The organism is Psychrobacillus sp. FSL W7-1457, from assembly GCF_038593405.1.
Taxonomy (GTDB): domain Bacteria; phylum Bacillota; class Bacilli; order Bacillales_A; family Planococcaceae; genus Psychrobacillus.
Window position 1 is genome coordinate 3,841,021 of record NZ_CP151993.1, and the last position, 20,835, is coordinate 3,861,855.

Here is a 20,835-nt window from a genome sequence, read left to right on the forward strand (position 1 = left end):
TTCGATGTGTCTTTTTTTAAAAACCTTACTTACTTAGTATAGCATTCCTTCTTTAATTTGAGTTGGAAGATGATGCAAAACTTGTCGCTGCAATAGATGAAATCATCATTGCCTGTTGAGCCTGAAAAAGTATTTCAAGGGAGGTAGTCATTGATATTGCGGTAGTTTCATGTATGTCCCTAGAAGAATTCAAGGTCAATCCAAGAGCAATAGGAAGTGCTGATTCCTTGTACCAGGTAAAAAGCTTCATATTAGTCAATGCTCTGTATGTCTCCACTATATTCATTAGCTGATTTTCGTTTAATTTAAGAGCAGCCATAAAACCAATAAGTGGATACTGCGAAAGAGAGAATTTTATCTTCACACTTTTAAAACCATCCCTAATAACCACTACCCTTGGTACTGTTTCCTTATCATACCCAGGATTTGTATAAGTAAGCACTTGAGATAACCACTGGAGCTCATTCCCTGAATAAAATTTATGATTTTTTAACTCTTCATAATATCTATTCATGGTCTCTGCCCTTGTTGTAATATCCCCCTCCAACTTACCTAAAAAGATTGCAAACGGGTAATCATCACTATTAGTTAAGAAACGATGATGGACCTTCATCGCTGACATAAGCTCCATAGCTCTACTGATTTCATAATCCCACTTATCTGGTTCATCCGACATCATTAAAGCAGCAACGTATGTGTAATCATTCATCTTAAATGATTTTTTCTTCAATTCCTCTACCTTCAGTAATAACTGATCGATTGCTTCTTCCGGTTCTTGGCCACTTACATCCAAAACGGAAGTAAACAATGGCTGTAGGTGGGATCGTAAGGGAGAGAACACACTTACTTTGTTCTTCATGATCTCTTTTATCTTGTTAAAGCGAACTGGATCCACATCTTTTTCTAAGGACGTATAATAGCCAGCAAGGGACAACGTTACTCTCTTATCTACTGACCATCCTAAAACCTCTTTCAGCTTATTATAATTATGCTCTACTTTTTGTATCTTCAACATTTTACCCACTCCTTTACTTTTTTACTGCTTAAAACCCATGAAAGTTTCACTAATTTGTTATACTAATACCACAAAGAAAAGTAGGTGTTAAATTATGCGTATAAATAAGTTTTTAAGTAAGGCTGGCATTGTATCTAGACGTGGTGCAGACAAATGGATAGCAGAGGGCAAGGTCACCATTAATGGGTCAGTTGCTGAACTAGGAAGTAAAGTAGAGGCTGGCGATGATGTACGTGTAGATGGTAAGCAAGTAAACGTGGAGCAGCCCTTAGTGTACCTTGTTTTAAATAAGCCAGTAGGCATTACGAGTACAACGGAACGCAATATTAAAGGGAATATTGTAGACTTCGTCAATCACCCACTCCGTATCTTTCATATCGGTCGCCTAGATAAAGATTCTGATGGCTTAATACTATTAACCAATGATGGGGATATTGTGAATGAAATTCTTCGGGCAGAAAACAAGCATGAAAAAGAATACATTGTAACTGTCAATGAGAAAATCACAGACACATTTATTGAAAAAATGTCGGCTGGAGTTAACATTCTTGATACAACTACCTTACCATGTAAAGTAAAGAAAATAGGGCCAAAAACATTTAATATTATTTTAACTCAAGGTTTAAATCGCCAAATACGTAGGATGTGTTCTGCCTTAGGATTTACAGTTAAGAGATTACAACGAGTTCGTATTATGAACATTTCCATTGATGGTCTTGCTATTGGTGAATGGCGCGATTTAACTGAGCAGGAAAGAAAAGAACTATTTAAAGAATTAGACTATCACCCTAAACGATAATAAAAGAAAGCAGTCCACACTTTAAATGTGGACTGCTTTTGTCTTATGAGTTACCAGCCACACGTTTCTCTAATGGTTGGAATAATTTCTTTTTATCTACATCTGGTCGAATAGATTCTAACTGCTCTAGAGCAATCTTCGCACCATAGTCCATTCCTTGACATCCACCCAGCAGAACAAGATCGCCTTCTGACACCTCACTCAAGCCAAAGCTAATAGCCTCTGGAAGTTCTTCATATAAATGAACCGTAATGCCTGCTTCATCCATTACTTCTTTAAATACTTGTAACTCTTGCTCAGATACTACATCTTTTTTAGTAACATGAGATTTACTGATGGTAGCAGTGATCTCATGAATACCTAATCTTGGTGCCCATTTAGCGATAGCTTCTGCATTTTCTTTATTGACGGTTACCCCTCTATCTCCACGAATTGCATATACAAGGGACAAGCGGTTAAAATCCATTTTTTCTAATGTTCCAAGTGTAATATCTATGTTCCCACTATTTGCAAAGTGGTCATCTATAATTTTAAAATCTTCCTCAAAGATGATTTCAAAACGTCTTTCTACCCCTACAAATTCGGATAGACTTTTTTGAATGGTCTCCACTGGAACACCACATAACAAGCCGGCTACAATACTAACCATGGAATTGTAAACGGAGTGGTAACCCGGTGTAGAAAGCTCAATTGAAAATTGTTGCTTAGGTATGATCATATCATTTGTAACTAAATCACGTTGAATAACTAGATTGAATTTTGCTCTTCCTGTTGATAAATCCAAATCTCTACATATTACATCTGCCGATTGGTCTTCTACACCAATAGTAATAACAGTAGCCTTTGTTTTGTTAATTAGAGAGGCAGAATAAGCATCATCTAAATTTAGAATCGCTACCTTGTCCGCTCCAGCGTCTCGAATAAGACTAGATTTATGTTCAAAATATTTTTCAAAGGATGAATGTAAGTCGATATGTTCTCGACTTATATTGTTTAACGTCACAATGTCAAAATCAACACAGCCTACACGTTTTAACTCTAAAGCAGAGGATGAAACCTCCATTGTAGCGTGAGTCACGCCTTCATCGACCATCTTAGCGTAAAATCGCTGTAGATCAAGCGATTCTGGTGTTGTCAGTTCAGAAGGCTCTGCATAATCTCCAATTTTAACTACGACTGTCCCCATTAGACCTGTTTTTAGACCATGATTCTCTAAAATCGCATTAGTCATAAAGGAGGTAGATGTCTTTCCGTTAGTTGCCGTAATGCCTATCGTTTTAAGCTTATGAGTAGGATGATCATAGTAAGCAGCGGCAAGTGCAGCTAGAGCTTTGCGTGCATCCCCCACTTTATATTGTGGAACCTCTAGAGCATCTATAAACTCCTCTACCACAAGTGCTACAGCCCCATTTTCCACTGCTTGTCCAGCAAACTTATGCCCGTCCGCTTTAAAGCCTTTTATACAAACAAATACTTGGCCCTTCTCCACCTTCTGTGAATTATAAGCAAGTCCTGTAATATTAATATTTTTAGCATTTTTGACGTCAATTATAGATAGTTGATTCATCAAATTTGTTAGTTCCATCAAAACATCCACCTTTATATGTAAAATCTTCTCAGTTAAGTTTACATCAATTCAAATAAGAAGGAAACTAAAAGGAAATACAAAACTATTTCCTTAATTGTCCTTCAATTGAGTCTATTCCATCATTTCTCTTGTTAAAAAGTCACGCCGGTCATGGAAAGAATGACGACATAAAATATACGCTTTTCGTGAGGAGAAATTAAATGGTTTTTCACTCACACCGATACACCTTTCGTCTAGGCACCCCGCCCTTAATCTGTCTACTTCACCTAAAATAAAATGAAAAAACGTGATATCTTAACGATTTCACGTTTTTCATTATCTGAGGCTAGTGACGTTATTCCGCCTCGTTATAGTGTTCCATGCAAAAAGCAAGAACTACGGACTCTTCATCTTCTTCTAAGCCGTAATCTAATACTTTTCCATTACTGCGATCAAGGAAGTGATATTGAACAATTTTTGACCCCGTATCTAAAACAGCTAAAATAACTCTCAAATCTAATGAGCTTGCCTCTTCAAATAACTCGTCATCCTCTGGAACTTCAAAGCCCAGTAAAAATTCATATCGATCCCCAGCAATTATTCCTGTTGGGTCCTTTATCTTTTCAATCTCATAAGATGTTATATTCACAAAGTCCACCTCCGTCTATAGTTTATCATTTTTACAGAGCATTTTCTTATTTTGTTCGCTATAATAGAGAGATTATAAAAAGAAGGAGAGAATCTCTCATGCTTAACCCTGAAAAAATAATATATATACTTGTACCTGTTTTTCTTCTCGTATTAGTATTCGGTGAAGGACTAAACAATATCATATATTCTATCCTATCTTTCCTCTTAGGCCTATCGATGCTTTACCTTGCTTATTCCCTTTTACGTAAACAACGCGAGGAGCGAAAGCAGCGCAAATAATATTTAAAGGCATTGCATTTGCTCCAACACTTTCATCATAGCAAAAGCACCCTTAGACTTATTGGAGCAGATAGCTAATTTAAGTTGTTGAGCAGGATAGTATGCCGAGTGAAAGCTAACTCCAGGGTCATATCCCATTACGTGGTACTTGCTAATATTGTTCCCGTCTTTCTTTATCCATACTCCATATCCATAGTAATCATCATCCTGTTCTTTTACATAAGGTTGGAGTAAGGCTGCCGTTGTTTGCTCCTCTAATAATTTATTGTCTAGCAGGGCATCCCAAAAATGAAGCATATCCTGAACCGTTGTAAAAGCTCCTCCATCCGAGCCGCCTAGGACGGGTAGAGAATAAATATTAGTTTTCCATGATCCATCCTCAGAGTCTATATAACCTAGTGCCGTATTATTCGGTAAGGCATCCATCGGAAAATACCCCGAGTCCTTCATTCCCGCTTTCTCAAAAATATTTTTTTCTACATATCGTTGAAACGATAGCCCTGTAGTTTCTTCTACGATTAAACCAAGTAAGATATAACCTGCGTTGTTGTAATGAAATTGTTCTCCCGGCGTAAATTTCATCTTACCATTCTGAAATAATGGTAAGAAGTCCTCTAACTTACGCATATGGTACATCGGCTTTTCAATCCAAAGTTCTTCAAAGTCATCCATCACCTCTTCATCAAAATAGTCTGGGACTCCAGAAGTGTGTGTCAGTAAGTGATGAATAGTTATTGAATCATCAAAATGAGGAAGAGTGATGGACGTACAATCCTTTAATTTTTGGTCATAAGCTAATTTCCCTGCCTCTACTAACTGGCTAATGGCAACCGCAGTAAAAATTTTGCACCCAGATGCAATACCAAACCTGGTATCTATTGTGTTAAGTAGCAAATCGGAGCGGTTAGCATACCCAAAACTAGTCTCTACTAGCGAGGAATCCTTACTTTTCAATAGAATACTTCCTGAAAACTGCGATTCTTTTTGAGTCACTTCTATTTGTTGCTTGTTCATCTCTCCCATAATATTTCCCCCTGAAGATTATTTCTATTTTCTAAAAATCTTTACTACCTCGTTCACGATTAATGGTAGTAAGCTAAGCCCAATAACAATTAACCAGTCTTCTAGCTGTAGCGACTGTACACTAAACACATCTGCAATAGGTCCAATTGAAACAATGAGCACCTGTAAGACAACACCTAACAAAATAGAATATATTAATAACTTGTTTTTAAACAACCCCGCTTTAAACACTGACTGGTTCATAGATCGGAAATTTAAGGAATGAACTAGCTGAGAAAAGCTTAAAGTGATAAAGGCCATCGTCTGAGCATGTGTCAGTACTTCTTCGGACACATTATTCGTAACTCCCTCTAGCCCAATTAAAAATGCCACTAAAGTTGCAATACCTATTAATAGACCGTTTAGCAATAAGAAAGGAATCATTCCATGAAATAATTGTTCCTTTTTAGGTCTGGGTTTTTCCTTCATCACTCCCGGTTCCTCAGGATCCATCCCAAGAGCCAGAGCTGGGAAAGTATCCGTCACCAGGTTAATCCATAAAATATGAATAGAACGTAAAGGAGTGGGCCATCCAGCAATAATCGCAAAAAACAATGCAATGATTTCCCCAAGATTACAGGACAAAAGGAAGATAATAGATTTTTTAATATTTTTATAAATATTTCTACCTTCTTCAACCGCTTTTACGATGGAAGAAAAATTATCATCTGTAAGTACCATGTCTGAGGCACCTTTTGCTACATCCGTTCCGGTTATACCCATAGCAACTCCTATATCTGCCTCTTTTAAGGATGGTGCATCGTTCACTCCATCTCCTGTCATCGAAACCGTATTACCAGCAGCCTTCATTGCTTGGACAATTTTCACCTTGTGCTCTGGAGAAACACGAGCAAATACATTGATGTTTTGGCATGTCTTAACCAATTGTTCTTGGTCTAAGGAGTCTATTTCAACGCCCTCCATGACCTCCGCATCAGAAGAAGCAATTCCAAGATCCTTAGCAATAGCAAATGCAGTGTCCTTGTGATCTCCCGTAATCATTACCGTACGAATACCTGCACTCTTACATAGTGCAATAGAGTCTTTAACTTCTAATCTAGGAGGGTCAATCATCCCAACGAATCCAACGAAAATAAGGTCATTTTCAGCCTGCTCCAGCACTATCTCCGCATCCACCTTATATGCCGCAGCTAACACTCGCAGTGCCTCGCTAGACATCGAGTGAGATGCATTTAAAATGATTACTTTATCCTCTTCAGTTAATGGTTTAACTTCTCCATTACTCCAAATTCTATTACAACGACCAAGTAATCGATCTATTGCCCCTTTGGTCATATAGTAATAGCCGTCTTCAGACTCGTGGATCGTCGTCATTAACTTTCGTTCCGAGTCAAATGGAATCTCTGCGACTCTCTTTAGCTCAGCTTCGAGGACATTTTTGTCTATCCCATGGCTCGCTCCTGCAGCGATTAACGCAATTTCAGTTGGATCACCTGTTTCAGCACCTTTCGTATAAGTAGCATCATTACACAAAACAAAAATTCTCATTAAACGTTCATGCCCAGTACTAGCCTTTTTTAGATTAGCAATTTCCTGGTTCTCTCCATTTAAGAAAAACTTTGTTACGGTCATTTTGTTTTGCGTAAGCGTGCCCGTCTTATCAGAACAGATTACATTTACGGATCCTAAAGCCTCAACCGCTGGGAGCTTACGAATGATTACATGTTGTTTAATCATTCTTTGTACACCAATTGCCAACACAATAGAGACTATAGCCGGCATACCTTCAGGAATAGCAGCAACTGCAAGACTGATCGCAATCATGAACATTTCTAGTAAATCTCTTCCTTGAATCATTCCGATTAAGAAAATCAGCAAGGATATCCCCATTGCTGCAAAACCTAAATACTTACCAACTTGAGCTAGGCTTTTTTGTAATGGAGTTTGCTCATCCCCCGTATGTAGCATGCCTGCTATTTTACCAATTTGGGTGTTCATACCTGTTCCTACTGCTACGCCTGTTCCTCTACCGGCTGTAACTAGGGTGGACATGAATAACATATTTTTTTGATCGCCTAAAGGAATTGTCTTTTCCTCTGTATTAAGCTTTACATGTGCATCCTTTTCAACGGGAACAGATTCTCCAGTTAAAGCTGCTTCCTCTACTTTAAGATTGGCGGATTCAATTAACCTAATATCACATGGTATATACGATCCCGCGCCTACCACAATAATGTCACCCGTTACTACTTCAATCGAATCTATCTCTTTAGATTGACCATCCCTTTTGACTACAGCCTTTGGAGTGGACATATTTTTTAGTGCTTCTAATGCTTCCTCTGCTTTTGACTCTTGAATGACACCTACAACTGCATTGATAATAACTACTATCCCAATAATAATTGCGTCTGCCACTTCTCCTACAAAAGCTGAAACTGCGGCAGCAACAATAAGTACATAAATAAGAACATTATTAATTTGGGCAAAAATTCTTTCTAGCCATGACTTCTTTTTAGCAGCTGCTAAACGGTTCGGACCATTTTTCTCTAATCTCTGTCGTGCTTCATCTGTGGTTAGACCAGCTTGTACATTAACTTGAAGCTCTGTTGCTATATCTTCCGTCTTTTTTTTATACCACATGAGTTTTCGTACCTCCTTTTTATGTATATATCTTTCCCCTAGAAAAAACTATAATGTAAATAATTTTAAATATCAGTCGTACTTTAGGGTCTAAAAAAGCGACATTCTAAAAAAAGGCGACTGTAACACTAGAAGTGTTAGCTAGCCGCTCTCATCCTTCCTCTGATATCTCCCCTTTTTCATTAATTGCAACTCTTTTACCATTCGTAAAATGAATATCTATTGGAGAGGTAACACTCATCTTTCTAGAGAAATACCACCTGCGATGTGGAGGAACCAATAATATAAATGTATCCTTTCTACCTATAAAATTTAGCTCCTCCGGTTCAATACGAACGTGACCTGACACGGCAATGCCTAGTTTTTGAAGCTGTTCACCTACCTGTTTCACGAAAGGAGTGGTTATACTTACTTCACTTATATTCAGCAAAGATTCAATACTGAAGTCACTCCATTTATCTACATGTCTTCTAGCGATAAACTCAATCACGTTACCAGCTGGATCCTCGAAGTAAAATGCGTCTGCGTCGAATCGGCTGTAATAAATATCATCCAACCCATCCTCTCTATTTAGCAATACTCTTTCCTTTGCCCAGAGCTTAGCAAGTGTGTACTGGTTACCCGGAATGTTAATAGCAAAATGATATAATGAAGGATGTTCTGATTCTTGAAAAACAAGAGTAGACTCACCAATTTCCACTTGAAAGTAATGGTCATCTGCTTCCGTAATATTGAGCTCTAACACATTCCCATAAAATCCTCGCAGCTCCTGTAACTTGTTTGTATACATGGTTACTGTTTTAAACATACTCGCACCCCTTTTTATTTAACATCCATTACTTCAAATCGTTCACAGACTAACAATAAATCTTCTTCAAACTTCAACCCAACTTTGTCTAATTCATTTGTGAAAAAATTTATGTGCGTTTTTTTCCAATAATCATAACTTCTGTCTCCTTCACCCTCGGCATGCGCAAATTCTTCAGAAATTCTATTCATTGGTTTAATGGTGACATCCTTTGTTTTTATAATACAAACTGGTTCATCCTTTGTATTTAAGATAATATTATACTCACCAACCTGTGGAAGTGGCTCATTTTCTATTTCATATAGTATATGAGCGGAACAAGTAGCAGTTTTTATTCTGTTTACAACTAGTTGTGCCAAAGTGTCCGCATCTTCTCCAAATTGCCAAGCGGAGACCTTGGGCTCATACTCTTTGTCTTTCCAAAAACTGTTCCAGTATTCTCTAGCAACTTCATTCATATTGATTACCTCTTTTATTTAATATTTCGTTAATTTTAGTATAGAGAAGGGTTTTTAAAAATACTATTGATATTTTCACTATTCCTTTCAAGGGTACCAGAACTAACTAGTAGTAATGCAGTATTTTTAAGAGACGAGTGACAAGAAGAACAATCATACAGGGATGCTATGGCTAATAAAGCGATCAGGACATCCTACATAAGGGAGCTAATGAAATGACTAAAAAATTATATTACGAAGATCCTTACCTAACTACTTTTACTGCCTCTATCATAAAAAAAGAACCTGAATATGTAATAATTTCTGAAACAGCTTTCTATCCTACTGGAGGTGGCCAACCATGTGATACTGGAAGCCTAAATGGTATTTCCGTAGTCAACGTAGAGTTTATAGATGGTGAACTAAGACATTTTCTAGCTGAGCCATTAGATTCTCAGTCCACAGAAGTGAAGGGGAATATCAACTGGATGAGACGTTTCGACCATATGCAGCAGCATGCAGGTCAACACATCTTATCCGCAGCCTTTGCGGAGCTTTTCCAAATGCAAACAGTAAGCTTCCACCTTGGTAAAGAAACTGCAACAATAGATTTAGACACAACCGAAGTTACTGAGGAGCAATTAAAAAAAGTAGAAGAATTAGCTAATCAAATAATTCTTGAAAACCGCGCTATTGAAACAAAATGGGTGACAGAAGGTGAGCTCGTTCAATACAAATTACGTAAAGCAACTAGTATTAAGGAAGATATCCGTTTAGTCATTATTCCTGATTTCGATTACAACGCTTGCGGCGGCACTCATCCATCTTCGACTGGACAAGTAGGTTCCATTAAAATCCTACAGACAGAGAAACAAAAACGGCATATTCGAGTGGAATTTGTCTGCGGTAAAAGAGTGTTAACACAACTTGACCGTAAGCAGGATGTATTACTTAGCCTAATTAGCAAGCTGAGTTCACCAGAGGAAAAGCTAGTCGATGCTGCAAATAACCTATTGCATACTAACAAAACTTTAGAAAAGCTATTAAATGAGCACAAACAGGAGCTTTTAAAGTTCGAAGCCAAGGAGTTATTAAAACAATCTATTAACGATATAGTAGGTGTTACTTTTGAAAATAGAACTATCCAGGATCTACAAAGGCTTGCTCGCTTCCTTGTAGAGGAATCCCCTTCCTCCCTATGTGTATTAGTTTCACACAATGAAGAAAAGCTTCAAATCGTAACTGCCCGTGGTACAAATAGAGAAGAGAGTATGAAAGCATTGCTTTTACAGCTACTTCCTCTAATTAATGGTAAGGGTGGAGGAAACGATACACTTGCCCAAGGTGGAGGCGAAGCAGCGCTCTCTAGTACAGAGCTCTTAAATAAGGCTTTAACTTACATTAAGTAGCCGTGCCATAAAAGCTCCTTCTACATATACTAACTTGACTAAGTAGAAGGAGGATATTATTTTGACGAATCAATTTAATTTTCCGGGTTTATTTCCCGGCGGATTTCCGGGAAGACCACCTGGTGGACCTGGAAGCACAGGAAGACCGCCAGGAGGGCCAGGTGGCTTTCCGGGTATACCAGGTTTTCCAGGATCACCGGGTTCGCCAGGTTTTCCAGGGTCTCCGGGTTTTCCGGGCTCGCCAGGGATGCCTGGATTTCCAAATAGACCGCCAGGTGGCGGGCAGACTCCAGGTACACCAGGTAGGCCTCCAGGACAAAATACACAAGGAGGGCCACCTACTAGCCCTCCTCCCTCGTTTATTCCTCAACAAAGACAGGATGTAGGCGTGTTTGCGGTTGACCCTGGCGCTATAAGAAATTGCTTGTTCCGGAACACTTATATTTGGTTAAATAACGGAAGAGGCTTTTGGATTTACCCAACCTATGTAGGTAGAAATTCAGTTTCTGGTTTTCGTTGGAATGGTTTTCGTTGGACCTTCTACGGTACAGACCTTGGAAGAATAACATCTTTTCAATGCTTCTAAAAAGCCGAGTTTTCTCGGCTTTTTTTATTTTTTATAACATGTATTCCTTTACAGACTATGTAAGGAGTATTAAAATAAAACTTAGCTAGTTAAATAATTTTCCATGTTAGGAGCAATAAGATGACAAATCCACTTATTCACGAGCTTTTCCAAAAGACTCGTTATTTATCCTATGAGGTAAACAAAACGCTAAAGGATTATAATCTTTATTCATCTCAATGGTCTGTCTTAAATTGTGTCTATCGACATAATGAAATGACACTGACTCAAATTTGGAAGTATTTAAATGTGGAAGCCCCTACGATCACTCGCACAGTCAATCGGTTGGCCGTTTTAGGTTGGCTAGACATAAAAGCTGGAAAAGACCGTCGTGAGAAAATAGTAAAACTTTCTACTAAAGCGCTAGAAACATTTCCTACTATTGAAAATTCTATGAATGTTTTCGAAAACGAAATGATTTCTGCCCTGTCTAAGGAAGACCAACAGCTTTTAATGGAGTTGTTAAAAAAAATTAATAAGGAGTAATGTTTTTTGACTAACAAGGAACCAATATGGACTAAACCTTTTATCAGTTTGTTTAGTACAAACTTCTCCATATTTATCATCTTCTATGGCTTAGTAACTGTTCTTCCTCTTTACGCTACAGATGTATTAGAGCGTTCGGATGAAGATGCCGGTTTACTAATGACCATTTTTTTAATTTCTGCAATTATTATGCGTCCGTTTACCGGTAAGCTTTTAGATTTAGCTGGTAAGAGAAAGATGCTATGGATCAGTTTATTTTTATACTTGATTTGCACAGTTATGTATTACTTCATAGAACCCTTTAGTATTTTGCTTATTTTGCGCTTTGTCCAAGGTATTTGGTTTAGTATCGCTACAACCGCCAGTGGCTCCCTTGCTGCAGACAATATTCCACCATCTAGACGTGGTGCAGGATTAGGATACTTTACTATGTCTACAAACTTAGCTGTTGTAGTAGGTCCCTTCATCGCTTTGACGATTGTTCAGTACTTCTCATATGATATTTTCTTTATAGCTATGAGTCTACTTTTAATAATTGGTGCTTTAACGGCATTATCTATTCCACCGGAGAAACAGCCAGCCGTGCCACCTGTCAGAGCAAAAATGACTTTTAACGATCTTTTTGAAAAGAAATCTTTACCAATCGCATTAATCGGGAGCTTAGTCGCTTTTTCGTATGCAAGTATTCTATCTTATCTTTCTATATACTCCCAACAAAAAGATTTGTTGTATCTAACTAGTAGCTTCTTTGCAGTTTTTGCTATTGTGATGCTTGTAAGTAGACCATTTACCGGAAGAATTTTTGATGAAAAAGGACCAAGATACATAATAATACCGGGATTAGTCTTCTTTATGTTTGGACTTATTTTGTTAGCATATATGGATAGTCCCTTTACATTCTTATTGTCTGGCGCTTTTATTGGTTTAGGATATGGAGCGATTGTGCCTAGCTTCCAAACACTGGCTATACAGTCGACTACTCATGAGAGAAGTGGCTATGCAACAGCTACCTTCTTTACATTGTTCGATACTGGTATTGCTATAGGTTCTTTTATCCTCGGACTTGTTGCATCGAAACTTGGGTATCAAGGGCTTTATCTGCTATCTAGCGGAATTGTTGCCTTGACCTTGATTGTATTCTTAATGCAAATGAAGCGATTGAGAGCAAACCTTAATCGCTAAGCTTAATGCCTTTTGAGGGACAAACGCTTTGTTCCGAGTTAATCCGTTTATATTATAAAAAGCACAATGCAGAAGTCGACTGCATTGTGCTTTTTATTTAAATAGATGTATATAAACCCTATATTTGGTAAGACTTATGTGGACTTAAAAATGTAAAATTAGGAGGGACATAAGTGTATAAACATATTACAGTTACTTTAGTAATTACTAGCGTTTTATTGGCAGGGTGTAGCTTTTCTTCAGTTGATGCAGATAAAGGTGAGATGGTGGATGTTTCATTGATGAATTCAGAAGGTAAACAAGTAGGAACTGCAACGCTTTCAGAAACCTCCAAGGGTACCCACATTTTATTAAAAGCAGAGGGGTTAGCTCCTGGAATTAAGGCCATCCATTTTCATGAGAAGGCTAGCTGTGAAAAACCAACGTTTGAATCCGCCGGAGGTCATTTTAATCCTACTGGAAAAGAGCATGGATTTCAAAATCATAAGGGGTATCATGCCGGAGATCTACCCAATATTGAAATAGACAAGGATGGAACTGTTGAGTTAGAAACTATTTCACCTGCTGTAGTGTTAACTCAAGGGAAAAGTAATTCTTTGTTAGATGCTGATGGTAGTGCTATTGTTATTCATGAAAGTGCTGATGACTATAAAACCGATCCTGCAGGTAATTCTGGCAAAAGAATTGTATGCGGAGAAATTAAGAAATAAGTTGGAGTGTGAAACACGTGAGAAAAGTAGGCTGGTTTCTTCTTTTGTTAGTAGCCATTTTCTTCTCCAGACCTTTGTGGGAGGAATATACAACTGAATATGTTGATCTTTCTTTTCTTCAGCCTGTAGATGAATGGATAGAGTCTATGGAGGTTGGTCAGTATCTAAATGAAGCGAAGGCTTACTGGCAAGAGATGAAATCTAATCCTACTTCCTCCCCAACTAAAACGAACATTCCTCTTTCTGATGCAGGCATTGAGTTAGATCAGATTAAGATGGGTATGAAAAAAAGCGAGATTGAAACGATATATGGAAAAGCTCAAAGAGTTAGTCTAAACGAATACGGGTTAGTTTGGCATACTCACCATGAAAACTATCAAAATTTCATGATGGTTTCTTATGATTCTCAAAATAAGGTAAATGCCATGTTCACTAATCAGCCCTCTAACTCCATGTTTCTAGGGATGACTATGGATAGTAATAGAGAGCAGGTGCTTGCTGCTTTAGGAGAACCTATCAAACGTTTAAAAAAGGGTAACATCGTCTATATACTCCCAGACTCGGGGGAATATGATTTGTTTTTGGTCAATAACAACTATGTTACTTTTTTTTATGATATACATGAGGGCAGTACTATTACAGCAATACAAATTGTAGAGGAATCCGTGGAAAAAAATCATAAAAAAACATTTGGTGAGCCTTCTGAGGAATTGAAAAAAGGATTTGAATATCAGCTTTTCGATTTAACAAATGCTGCTCGTGCGATTCGTGGTTTACCTATCCTTGCGTATGATGAATCAGTAAGTGACACCGCTCGGAAGCATAGTGAGGATATGGCTATCCATAATTATTTTAGTCATGACAACTTACAGGGGCTAACTCCTTTTGACCGAATGGAGCAGGATGGTCTTAGCTTTACCTATGCTGGTGAAAATTTAGCATACGGACAAAGCAGCAGTATATTTGCCCATGAGGGATTGATGAACTCACTTGGTCACCGTAAAAATATTCTAAGTCCAAATTATAGGAATTTAGGAGTCGGAACTGCTTTTAATGATACTGCCACACCCTACTACACTGAAAACTTTTTTACACAGTGAAAAGCTATAGAGAGGATCACGACTAATGTCGGGATCCTCTCTTCTAAATTTCACTTACTTTAAGTTAAATCCTTTACTTGCTAAGAAATCTCTCACATGGGGTCTGCGAGGACTTTCTAGGAAGTCTGCCATTTGACTTGTCCAAGTAGATACTTTTTGGTTAGATCCACGACTCAAGTAATATTCCTTCATCGTTTCATCATACTCTTTCAGAAGCTCTCCGTATTTACCAGAATTATAATCATTTTCGTGGAGAATGGCCTCCACTGGTAGACGTGGCTTCACCTCATTTTGTTGGTCAGGCACACCTAGTGTAATTGCAAAGAGTGGAAATACCCCTTCTGGCAGATTAAACAAAGTACTAATTTCATCTAATGCATTTCTTACCCCACCTATGTAGCAGATGCCATAGCCTTTGTCTTCGGCAGCAATAACAAGATTTTGCGCGAACAGGGCTACGTCTACTGTTCCGACAATTACATTTTCAACCGTATCAATCGTTATTTCTTTTTCTTGAATTTTGCCAGCCGCTTGTAAGCGATTGAAGTCTGCACACATTAGAAGAGCTGCTCCTGCAGTAGCAAATTGAGTAGGGTTTTTGGATAGTCTACCTAGTTCTTCTTTTTTCTCCTCATCGGAAACCCATATCACGCTATAGGCTTGTACGAAGTGGGAGCTGGCTGCATGTTGAGCAGTTTCTATAAGCTCTACTACTTCTTCTCTCGGCAACTTATAGTCTTTATATTTTCTCACAGAAGCATGCGCTCGTAACAGTTCTTTAACCATTCGTATTCCTTCTTTCGTTGTTTTTTCTAAAGTAAGTATAGCTTAATTTATTTTAAGAATGAAACAAATCACACTCTAAGGAAACGGAATGGCTATTAAAGACGGCAAGTAACAAGCTATGGGCTCTGCAGTGCTTGTTGAGTCAATTACAAATAAGCACAGGAAGGGGATACCATTACTGTGCTTATTTCCATTATTCATAACTACTAAGCTGAGTGTTCTCGTCAGAGGTAAATGCCCGGGATCTTGTTAGGAATCGTTTGCCCTCTACTCCTTCTAAAGAAAACATTCCTCCTCTTCCCTCTACCACATCAATGATTAGCTGGGTATGCTTCCAGTATTCAAACTGATTCTTGTGCATGTAAAACGGAACATCCCCAATATGTCCTAAGAGTATATCCTGATCTCCGATAATTAGCTCCCCATTGGGATAGCACATAGGAGAGGACCCGTCACAGCACCCTCCTGATTGATGAAACATTAAGGGACCGTGCTTACTTTTCAATTGCTCGATTAGCTCTAGTGAAGTATCTGTTGCGATGACCCTTTCGACCATCTACATTCATCCTCTCTGTTGCTTAAAAGAATCCTAATTTATTTTCACTATAGCTCACTAATAGATTTTTGGTTTGTTGATAGTGACTGAGCATCATCAAATGATTTTCTCGGCCTATTCCAGACATTTTGTAGCCTCCGAAAGCAGCATGGGCCGGGTATTGATGATAACAATTTGTCCATACACGTCCTGCTTGAATAGCACGTCCAAAACGATATGCTGTATTCATATTGCGTGTCCATATTCCAGAACCTAAGCCGTATAACGTGTCATTAGCAATTTCCAGAGCTTCTTCTTTCGTCTTAAATGTGGTAACCGACACCACTGGACCAAAAATTTCTTCCTGGAATATACGCATTTTGTTATGACCCTTAAAGACTGTCGGCTTAATGTAATAGCCCTCTGCCAATTCACCTTCTAATGTATTCCGTTCGCCACCGATCAGGCACTCTGCTCCCTCTTGTTTTCCAATATCCAAGTAGGATAGAATTTTCTCCATTTGCTCTGTGGAAGCCTGTGCTCCCATCATTACATCAGGGTCTAAAGGATTTCCTATGTTAATAGACTCTACTCGAGCAATTACTCGTTCCATAAACTTATCATAAATAGACTCTTGAATAAGCACCCTTGAAGGACATGTACACACCTCTCCTTGATTTAAAGCGAACAATACAAAGCCCTCTATTGCTTTGTCTAAAAATGCATCATCTTCATCCATTATGTCCTCAAAGAAGATATTCGGTGATTTCCCACCAAGCTCTAGGGTTACTGGAATAAGGTTTTGAGAAGCATACTGCATGATTAAACGGCCAGTGGTAGTTTCTCCGGTAAAGGCAATTTTACTGATTCTAGGACTAGAGGCTAAAGGTTTACCAGCTTCTAAGCCAAATCCATTTACGATATTCACCACGCCAGCAGGAAGTAAATCCTCAATCAGCTCCATTAGTACTAATATAGAGGCTGGCGTTTGCTCTGCTGGTTTTAGCACGACACAGTTACCAGCTGCTAAGGCCGGGGCTAGCTTCCATACTGCCATTAGGATAGGGAAATTCCAAGGAATAATTTGTCCCACTACACCAAGAGGTTCATGGAAATGATATGCAACCGTATCATTGTCTATTTGGCTAAGCCGACCTTCTTGTGCTCTAATGGCACCAGCAAAATAACGAAAGTGGTCAATAGCTAAAGGTAAATCAGCATTTAAAGTCTCTCGTACCGCTTTACCGTTATCCCAAGTCTCTGCAATAGCTAACATCTCTAAATTTTCTTCTAAACGGTTAGCAATTTTGTTTAAAATATTTGATCGCTCAGTTACCGATGTCAATCCCCAAGCTTCCTTGGCCGCATGAGCTGCATCTAAAGCCAATTCGATATCCTCCGATGTGGAACGAGCAACCATTGTAAATACCTTTCCTGTCACAGGTGTGACATTCTCAAAGTACTGCCCATTAACCGGTGGTGTCCACTCTCCGTTGATATAATTATCATACTTGTCCTTAAAGGAAACCTTTGCCCCTTCAGTATTAGGAAATGCATAAACCATCCCTATTCCTCCCCCACATTTTTTTGCGCATTTAAATAATATGCAAAAGAATAATTATGTATGCGCTTACATTTTTAATTACTTTCCATGAGATGAATCTTATATCCCTCCTCCAATAATATCAATCTTATAATAATATTAACAGATTAAAATGAATATTCAAACTATATAATTTGATAAAATTATTTAAAGATGGGCTCTGTTATTTTCATAATTCCTCTATCAGCCACGTGCAATATTAAAGCCTTCATTATTCTTTTCAGAAAGGACTACATAAATTTAAATAGATAGATTAAAACTATTGATAACATTTTTTGGATAATTTTATTAATATATAGAAAACACTCTTTTAATTTTTTGAATTTTTTTATAAAATAGAAGAATGGCTATTTTTTAGAAAAGAGGAGATTAAATTGAGTGATATAGCGATTGAGCTGGCAAAAGTTAAAATACCTCACAGAAAAACCCCCAAAAAAGTTGTTGCTGGGCGCATGATCATGATAGCAATTGGAGCTATCCTGATGGCGGTCGGTCTAGAACTTTTCTTAGTTCCCAATCAAATTCTCGATGGTGGAGTAGTAGGAGTTTCTATCATTATTTCACATTTAACGGGAGTAAGATTAGGAGTTTTTATCTTCATACTAAACATTCCATTCTTTTTCTTAGGATACAAGCAAATCGGAAAAACCTTTGCACTATCCACTCTTTTTGGTATTACTATACTGTCACTCTGTACATCTTATTTACACCATATTGATGCTTTTACAAAAGATTTACTGCTATCAACTGTATTTGGAGGCATCGTTCTTGGCGTCGGAGTAGGATTAGTTATTCGTCATGGAGGTTCCTTGGATGGCTCTGAAATTTTAGCTATTCTTTTTAATAAAGCATTACCTTTTTCAGTTGGCGAGATTATTATGATAATAAATCTAGTCATATTCTCTGTTGCCGGTTTCGTCTTCACTTGGGAGCAAGCCATGTATTCCTTTTTAGCCTACTTTGTAGCATTTAAAACTATTGATATCGTTATTCAAGGTTTAGATGAATCTAAATCCGTCTTTATTATTAGTGAGAAAGTAGAGATTATTGGAGACACTGTCATGGACCGTCTTGGTCGAGGAGTAACATATCTTCATGGAGAAGGTGCCTATACAGGGGATAGTAAGAAGGTAATCTTTACAGTAGTTACTCGATTAGAGGAAGCCAAGTTAAAATCTATTGTGGAAGAAATAGATTCCCATGCCTTTTTAGCAGTAGGCAACATAGCCGAGGTACAAGGCGGCAGATTTAAGAAAAAAGACATTCATTAACAAGAAAAGCGCAAGCGCCTATGTCTGCCCCGACAGGCAAATGGGGAAATGCGAGGAGGCAGTTCTTCAGCCACCGCAGTTTTTTCCCATTTGACCCCGAGGGGCAAGGCGGTGCAGCTAGACATCGAGAAAAGCGCAACCGCCTATCTCTGCACCGACAGGCAAATGGAGAAAAACGAGGAGGCAGTTCCTCAGCCACCGGAGCTTTTCTCCATTTGACCCCGAGGGGCAAGGCGGTGGAGCTAGACATCGAGAAAAGCGCAACCGCCTATTTTTACCACTACTTTTTATTTTGCATATTTAAAACCCCGTACCTTGTAGAAGGATACGGGGTTTTATTGGTTTTAAGCTAATGATTCTTCTTTATCTAACATAGTTCCAGTTTCAGCAAATTTCGTGTGGAAAGAGAATGCTTTCTCTAATACATGAGGAGTTTGTCCGCCTCTAGTTAGGGCCTCCACGAAATAACTGCTTAACTGGTCTCTATACATTGGATGCACACAATTATTAATAATTAAAGATGCACGCTCTCGAGGAGCTAAACCGCGTAAATCAGCATAGCCTTGCTCTGTCACTACTACATCTACGTCATGCTCGGTATGATCGACATGAGATACAAATGGAACGATACTAGAGATATTTCCACCCTTAGCAATAGATTTGGTTACAAATATAGCCAGTTTGGCATTGCGTGCAAAGTCTCCGGAACCTCCGATACCATTCATCATCTTTGTACCACATACGTGTGTAGAGTTTACATTTCCGTATATATCAAACTCTAACGCTGTATTAATAGAGATTAGTCCAAGACGACGGATTATTTCTGGATGATTTGTAATCTCCTGTGGTCTTAGCACAAGCTTTTCACGATATTGATCGAAGCTACCGAATACCTGGTTCATCTTTTCTTCTGATAGTGTAACCGAACATCCAGAAGCAAAGTCGACCTTTCCTGCATCGATCAAATCAAAAACAGAGTCTTGCAATACTTCGGAGTAAACCTCAAGGTTCTCAAATTCCGAATCAATCATTCCGTGTAATACGGCATTAGCGACAGAGCCTATACCAGCTTGAATAGGCGCTAGCTTCTCTGTTAATCTTCCAGCCTTTACTTCCTCACGAAGGAAAGTGATTAAGTGATCTGCCATTTCCTTTGTTTCCTCATCCGGAGGAACAATTGTAGATGGAGAATCCAAATACTTAGTAAAAACGATTCCTTTAACCTTAGATGCATCAAAAGGGATACCAATGGTACCAATTCGTTCACCTACGGAGGTTACAGGGATTGGTTGTCTATTGTCTCCTTGTGCGACTGGCTCATAAACATCATGTAAGCCTTCGAACTCCTCAAGTTGCGCTAAGTTTATTTCAATAATAATGTTATTTGCATGAGTAACGAAGGTTGCAGAGTTACCAACTGAAGTAGTTGGTATAATCATTCCATCCTCTGTGATTGAAACCGCTTCCACAATAGCGAAGTCAATTGTAGGTAAAACCCCGTTACGAATTAATTCGGATGTATGAGATAAGTGTTGGTCAACAAATAGATGATCACCTGCATTAATATGCTTTCTCATAGTTGCATCCGCCTGGAATGGTAAACGTTTATTAATGATTCCTGCTTCTGATAGAAGCTTATCTATGTCAGAGCCTACTGAAGCTCCTGTAAATACGTTAACTTTAAAAGTATCTTTCTTAGCTCTATCTACTAATGCTAATGGCACCGCTTTCGCATCACCCGCACGTGTAAATCCGCTTAATCCTAAAGTCATTCCGTCTTGAATCCAGGAAGCCGCTTCTTCTGCGCTTACTATTAAGCTATGTAATTTAGTATTTTTTATACGATTAAGTTCTTTTAACATACAGACATCCCCCTCATTAGTTGCCTTGTCTAATTATTTTACTTCGT

The 20,835-nt window shown here is 38.4% G+C and carries 19 protein-coding genes; 7 read left to right on the top strand and 12 right to left on the bottom strand.

Annotated features, from left to right (window positions below; translation table 11 throughout):
• Positions 1-52: 52 nt before the first annotated feature.
• A complete protein-coding gene (locus NSQ95_RS18945; RefSeq protein WP_342560067.1) occupies positions 53-1,015 on the bottom strand; it encodes a DUF4003 family protein in 963 nt (320 codons plus the stop codon).
• Positions 1,016-1,109: 94 nt separating this feature from the next.
• Here NSQ95_RS18945 and rluF point away from each other — a divergent pair, with 94 nt between their 5' ends.
• Entirely contained in the window at positions 1,110-1,814 is a 705-nt protein-coding gene (gene rluF, locus NSQ95_RS18950) for a 23S rRNA pseudouridine(2604) synthase RluF (protein WP_342560068.1), read from the top strand.
• Between the two features lie 43 nt (positions 1,815-1,857).
• Here rluF and murE read toward each other — a convergent pair whose 3' ends face one another.
• The 6 genes from murE to NSQ95_RS18980 all read right to left on the bottom strand — a co-directional run bounded on the left by murE (position 1,858) and on the right by NSQ95_RS18980 (position 9,240).
• Positions 1,858-3,399: a UDP-N-acetylmuramyl-tripeptide synthetase gene (gene murE / locus NSQ95_RS18955; RefSeq protein ID WP_342560069.1), complete on the bottom strand. Its 1,542-nt coding sequence runs from the start codon at positions 3,397-3,399 to the stop codon at positions 1,858-1,860.
• A gap of 337 nt (positions 3,400-3,736) precedes the next feature.
• A complete protein-coding gene (locus tag NSQ95_RS18960; RefSeq protein WP_342560070.1) occupies positions 3,737-4,030 on the bottom strand; it encodes a DUF6509 family protein in 294 nt (97 codons plus the stop codon).
• A 284-nt stretch (positions 4,031-4,314) separates the two neighbouring features.
• Positions 4,315-5,334, bottom strand: a complete 1,020-nt coding sequence (locus tag NSQ95_RS18965; protein ID WP_342560071.1) for a serine hydrolase — start codon at positions 5,332-5,334, stop codon at positions 4,315-4,317.
• 24 nt (positions 5,335-5,358) lie between these two features.
• On the bottom strand, positions 5,359-7,974 hold the full coding sequence (locus NSQ95_RS18970) for a calcium-translocating P-type ATPase, PMCA-type (protein WP_340881322.1): 2,616 nt from the start codon (positions 7,972-7,974) through the stop codon (positions 5,359-5,361).
• 151 nt (positions 7,975-8,125) lie between these two features.
• Positions 8,126-8,782, bottom strand: coding sequence for a glyoxalase (locus tag NSQ95_RS18975; protein ID WP_342560072.1), 657 nt, complete (start codon positions 8,780-8,782; stop codon positions 8,126-8,128).
• Positions 8,783-8,796: 14 nt separating this feature from the next.
• Positions 8,797-9,240 (bottom strand): ASCH domain-containing protein, encoded by a 444-nt coding sequence (locus NSQ95_RS18980; protein ID WP_342560073.1) that lies wholly within the window; start codon positions 9,238-9,240, stop codon positions 8,797-8,799.
• 215 nt (positions 9,241-9,455) lie between these two features.
• On the opposite strand from NSQ95_RS18980, the gene NSQ95_RS18985 reads away from it, so the two are divergent.
• Complete coding sequence (locus tag NSQ95_RS18985) at positions 9,456-10,628, top strand: DHHA1 domain-containing protein (protein ID WP_342560074.1); 1,173 nt, start codon at positions 9,456-9,458, stop codon at positions 10,626-10,628.
• 74 nt (positions 10,629-10,702) lie between these two features.
• Here NSQ95_RS18985 and NSQ95_RS18990 read toward each other — a convergent pair whose 3' ends face one another.
• On the bottom strand, positions 10,703-10,966 hold the full coding sequence (locus tag NSQ95_RS18990) for a hypothetical protein (protein ID WP_342560075.1): 264 nt from the start codon (positions 10,964-10,966) through the stop codon (positions 10,703-10,705).
• A gap of 368 nt (positions 10,967-11,334) precedes the next feature.
• Here NSQ95_RS18990 and NSQ95_RS18995 point away from each other — a divergent pair, with 368 nt between their 5' ends.
• The 4 genes from NSQ95_RS18995 to NSQ95_RS19010 all read left to right on the top strand — a co-directional run bounded on the left by NSQ95_RS18995 (position 11,335) and on the right by NSQ95_RS19010 (position 14,731).
• Positions 11,335-11,739 carry a MarR family transcriptional regulator gene (locus NSQ95_RS18995; protein ID WP_342560076.1) on the top strand — a complete coding sequence of 135 codons (405 nt, stop codon included), beginning with the start codon at positions 11,335-11,337 and terminating at the stop codon, positions 11,737-11,739.
• 6 nt (positions 11,740-11,745) lie between these two features.
• Positions 11,746-12,921, top strand: coding sequence for an MFS transporter (locus NSQ95_RS19000; protein WP_342560077.1), 1,176 nt, complete (start codon positions 11,746-11,748; stop codon positions 12,919-12,921).
• A gap of 173 nt (positions 12,922-13,094) precedes the next feature.
• Complete coding sequence (locus NSQ95_RS19005) at positions 13,095-13,631, top strand: superoxide dismutase family protein (RefSeq protein WP_251555631.1); 537 nt, start codon at positions 13,095-13,097, stop codon at positions 13,629-13,631.
• Positions 13,632-13,648: 17 nt separating this feature from the next.
• On the top strand, positions 13,649-14,731 hold the full coding sequence (locus NSQ95_RS19010) for a CAP-associated domain-containing protein (RefSeq protein ID WP_342560078.1): 1,083 nt from the start codon (positions 13,649-13,651) through the stop codon (positions 14,729-14,731).
• A 54-nt stretch (positions 14,732-14,785) separates the two neighbouring features.
• Here the strand turns inward: NSQ95_RS19010 and NSQ95_RS19015 are convergent, their stop codons facing one another.
• From NSQ95_RS19015 to adh, 3 genes are all read right to left on the bottom strand, one after another.
• Positions 14,786-15,517, bottom strand: a complete 732-nt coding sequence (locus NSQ95_RS19015) for an NADPH-dependent oxidoreductase (protein ID WP_298474014.1) — start codon at positions 15,515-15,517, stop codon at positions 14,786-14,788.
• Between the two features lie 193 nt (positions 15,518-15,710).
• Positions 15,711-16,073, bottom strand: a complete 363-nt coding sequence (locus NSQ95_RS19020; RefSeq protein WP_342560079.1) for a DUF779 domain-containing protein — start codon at positions 16,071-16,073, stop codon at positions 15,711-15,713.
• A gap of 22 nt (positions 16,074-16,095) precedes the next feature.
• Positions 16,096-17,616 carry an aldehyde dehydrogenase gene (gene adh / locus NSQ95_RS19025; protein ID WP_169359428.1) on the bottom strand — a complete coding sequence of 507 codons (1,521 nt, stop codon included), beginning with the start codon at positions 17,614-17,616 and terminating at the stop codon, positions 16,096-16,098.
• Between the two features lie 491 nt (positions 17,617-18,107).
• Here adh and NSQ95_RS19030 point away from each other — a divergent pair, with 491 nt between their 5' ends.
• The gene (locus tag NSQ95_RS19030; protein WP_169359436.1) at positions 18,108-18,926 is read left to right on the top strand and encodes a YitT family protein; all 819 of its coding nucleotides are present in this window, start codon (positions 18,108-18,110) and stop codon (positions 18,924-18,926) included.
• Positions 18,927-19,270: 344 nt separating this feature from the next.
• On the opposite strand, the gene NSQ95_RS19035 is transcribed toward NSQ95_RS19030, so the two are convergent.
• The gene (locus tag NSQ95_RS19035) at positions 19,271-20,788 is read right to left on the bottom strand and encodes an acetyl-CoA hydrolase/transferase family protein (protein ID WP_169361266.1); all 1,518 of its coding nucleotides are present in this window, start codon (positions 20,786-20,788) and stop codon (positions 19,271-19,273) included.
• Positions 20,789-20,835 lie beyond the last annotated feature (47 nt).

What these genes read in the sequence shown, in the direction of transcription:
- murE (WP_342560069.1), bottom strand. Translation starts at nt 3,399, where the DNA reads ATGGAACTAACAAATTTGATGAATCAACTATCTATAATTGACGTCAAA.
- NSQ95_RS18945 (WP_342560067.1), bottom strand. Translation starts at nt 1,015, where the DNA reads ATGTTGAAGATACAAAAAGTAGAGCATAATTATAATAAGCTGAAAGAG.
- NSQ95_RS18980 (WP_342560073.1), bottom strand. Translation starts at nt 9,240, where the DNA reads ATGAATGAAGTTGCTAGAGAATACTGGAACAGTTTTTGGAAAGACAAA.
- adh (WP_169359428.1), bottom strand. Translation starts at nt 17,616, where the DNA reads ATGGTTTATGCATTTCCTAATACTGAAGGGGCAAAGGTTTCCTTTAAG.
- NSQ95_RS18965 (WP_342560071.1), bottom strand. Translation starts at nt 5,334, where the DNA reads ATGGGAGAGATGAACAAGCAACAAATAGAAGTGACTCAAAAAGAATCG.
- NSQ95_RS19030 (WP_169359436.1), top strand. Translation starts at nt 18,108, where the DNA reads ATGATCATGATAGCAATTGGAGCTATCCTGATGGCGGTCGGTCTAGAA.
- NSQ95_RS18975 (WP_342560072.1), bottom strand. Translation starts at nt 8,782, where the DNA reads ATGTTTAAAACAGTAACCATGTATACAAACAAGTTACAGGAGCTGCGA.
- NSQ95_RS18985 (WP_342560074.1), top strand. Translation starts at nt 9,456, where the DNA reads ATGACTAAAAAATTATATTACGAAGATCCTTACCTAACTACTTTTACT.
- NSQ95_RS18995 (WP_342560076.1), top strand. Translation starts at nt 11,335, where the DNA reads ATGACAAATCCACTTATTCACGAGCTTTTCCAAAAGACTCGTTATTTA.
- rluF (WP_342560068.1), top strand. Translation starts at nt 1,110, where the DNA reads ATGCGTATAAATAAGTTTTTAAGTAAGGCTGGCATTGTATCTAGACGT.
- NSQ95_RS19015 (WP_298474014.1), bottom strand. Translation starts at nt 15,517, where the DNA reads ATGGTTAAAGAACTGTTACGAGCGCATGCTTCTGTGAGAAAATATAAA.
- NSQ95_RS19035 (WP_169361266.1), bottom strand. Translation starts at nt 20,788, where the DNA reads ATGTTAAAAGAACTTAATCGTATAAAAAATACTAAATTACATAGCTTA.
- NSQ95_RS18970 (WP_340881322.1), bottom strand. Translation starts at nt 7,974, where the DNA reads ATGTGGTATAAAAAAAAGACGGAAGATATAGCAACAGAGCTTCAAGTT.
- NSQ95_RS19020 (WP_342560079.1), bottom strand. Translation starts at nt 16,073, where the DNA reads ATGGTCGAAAGGGTCATCGCAACAGATACTTCACTAGAGCTAATCGAG.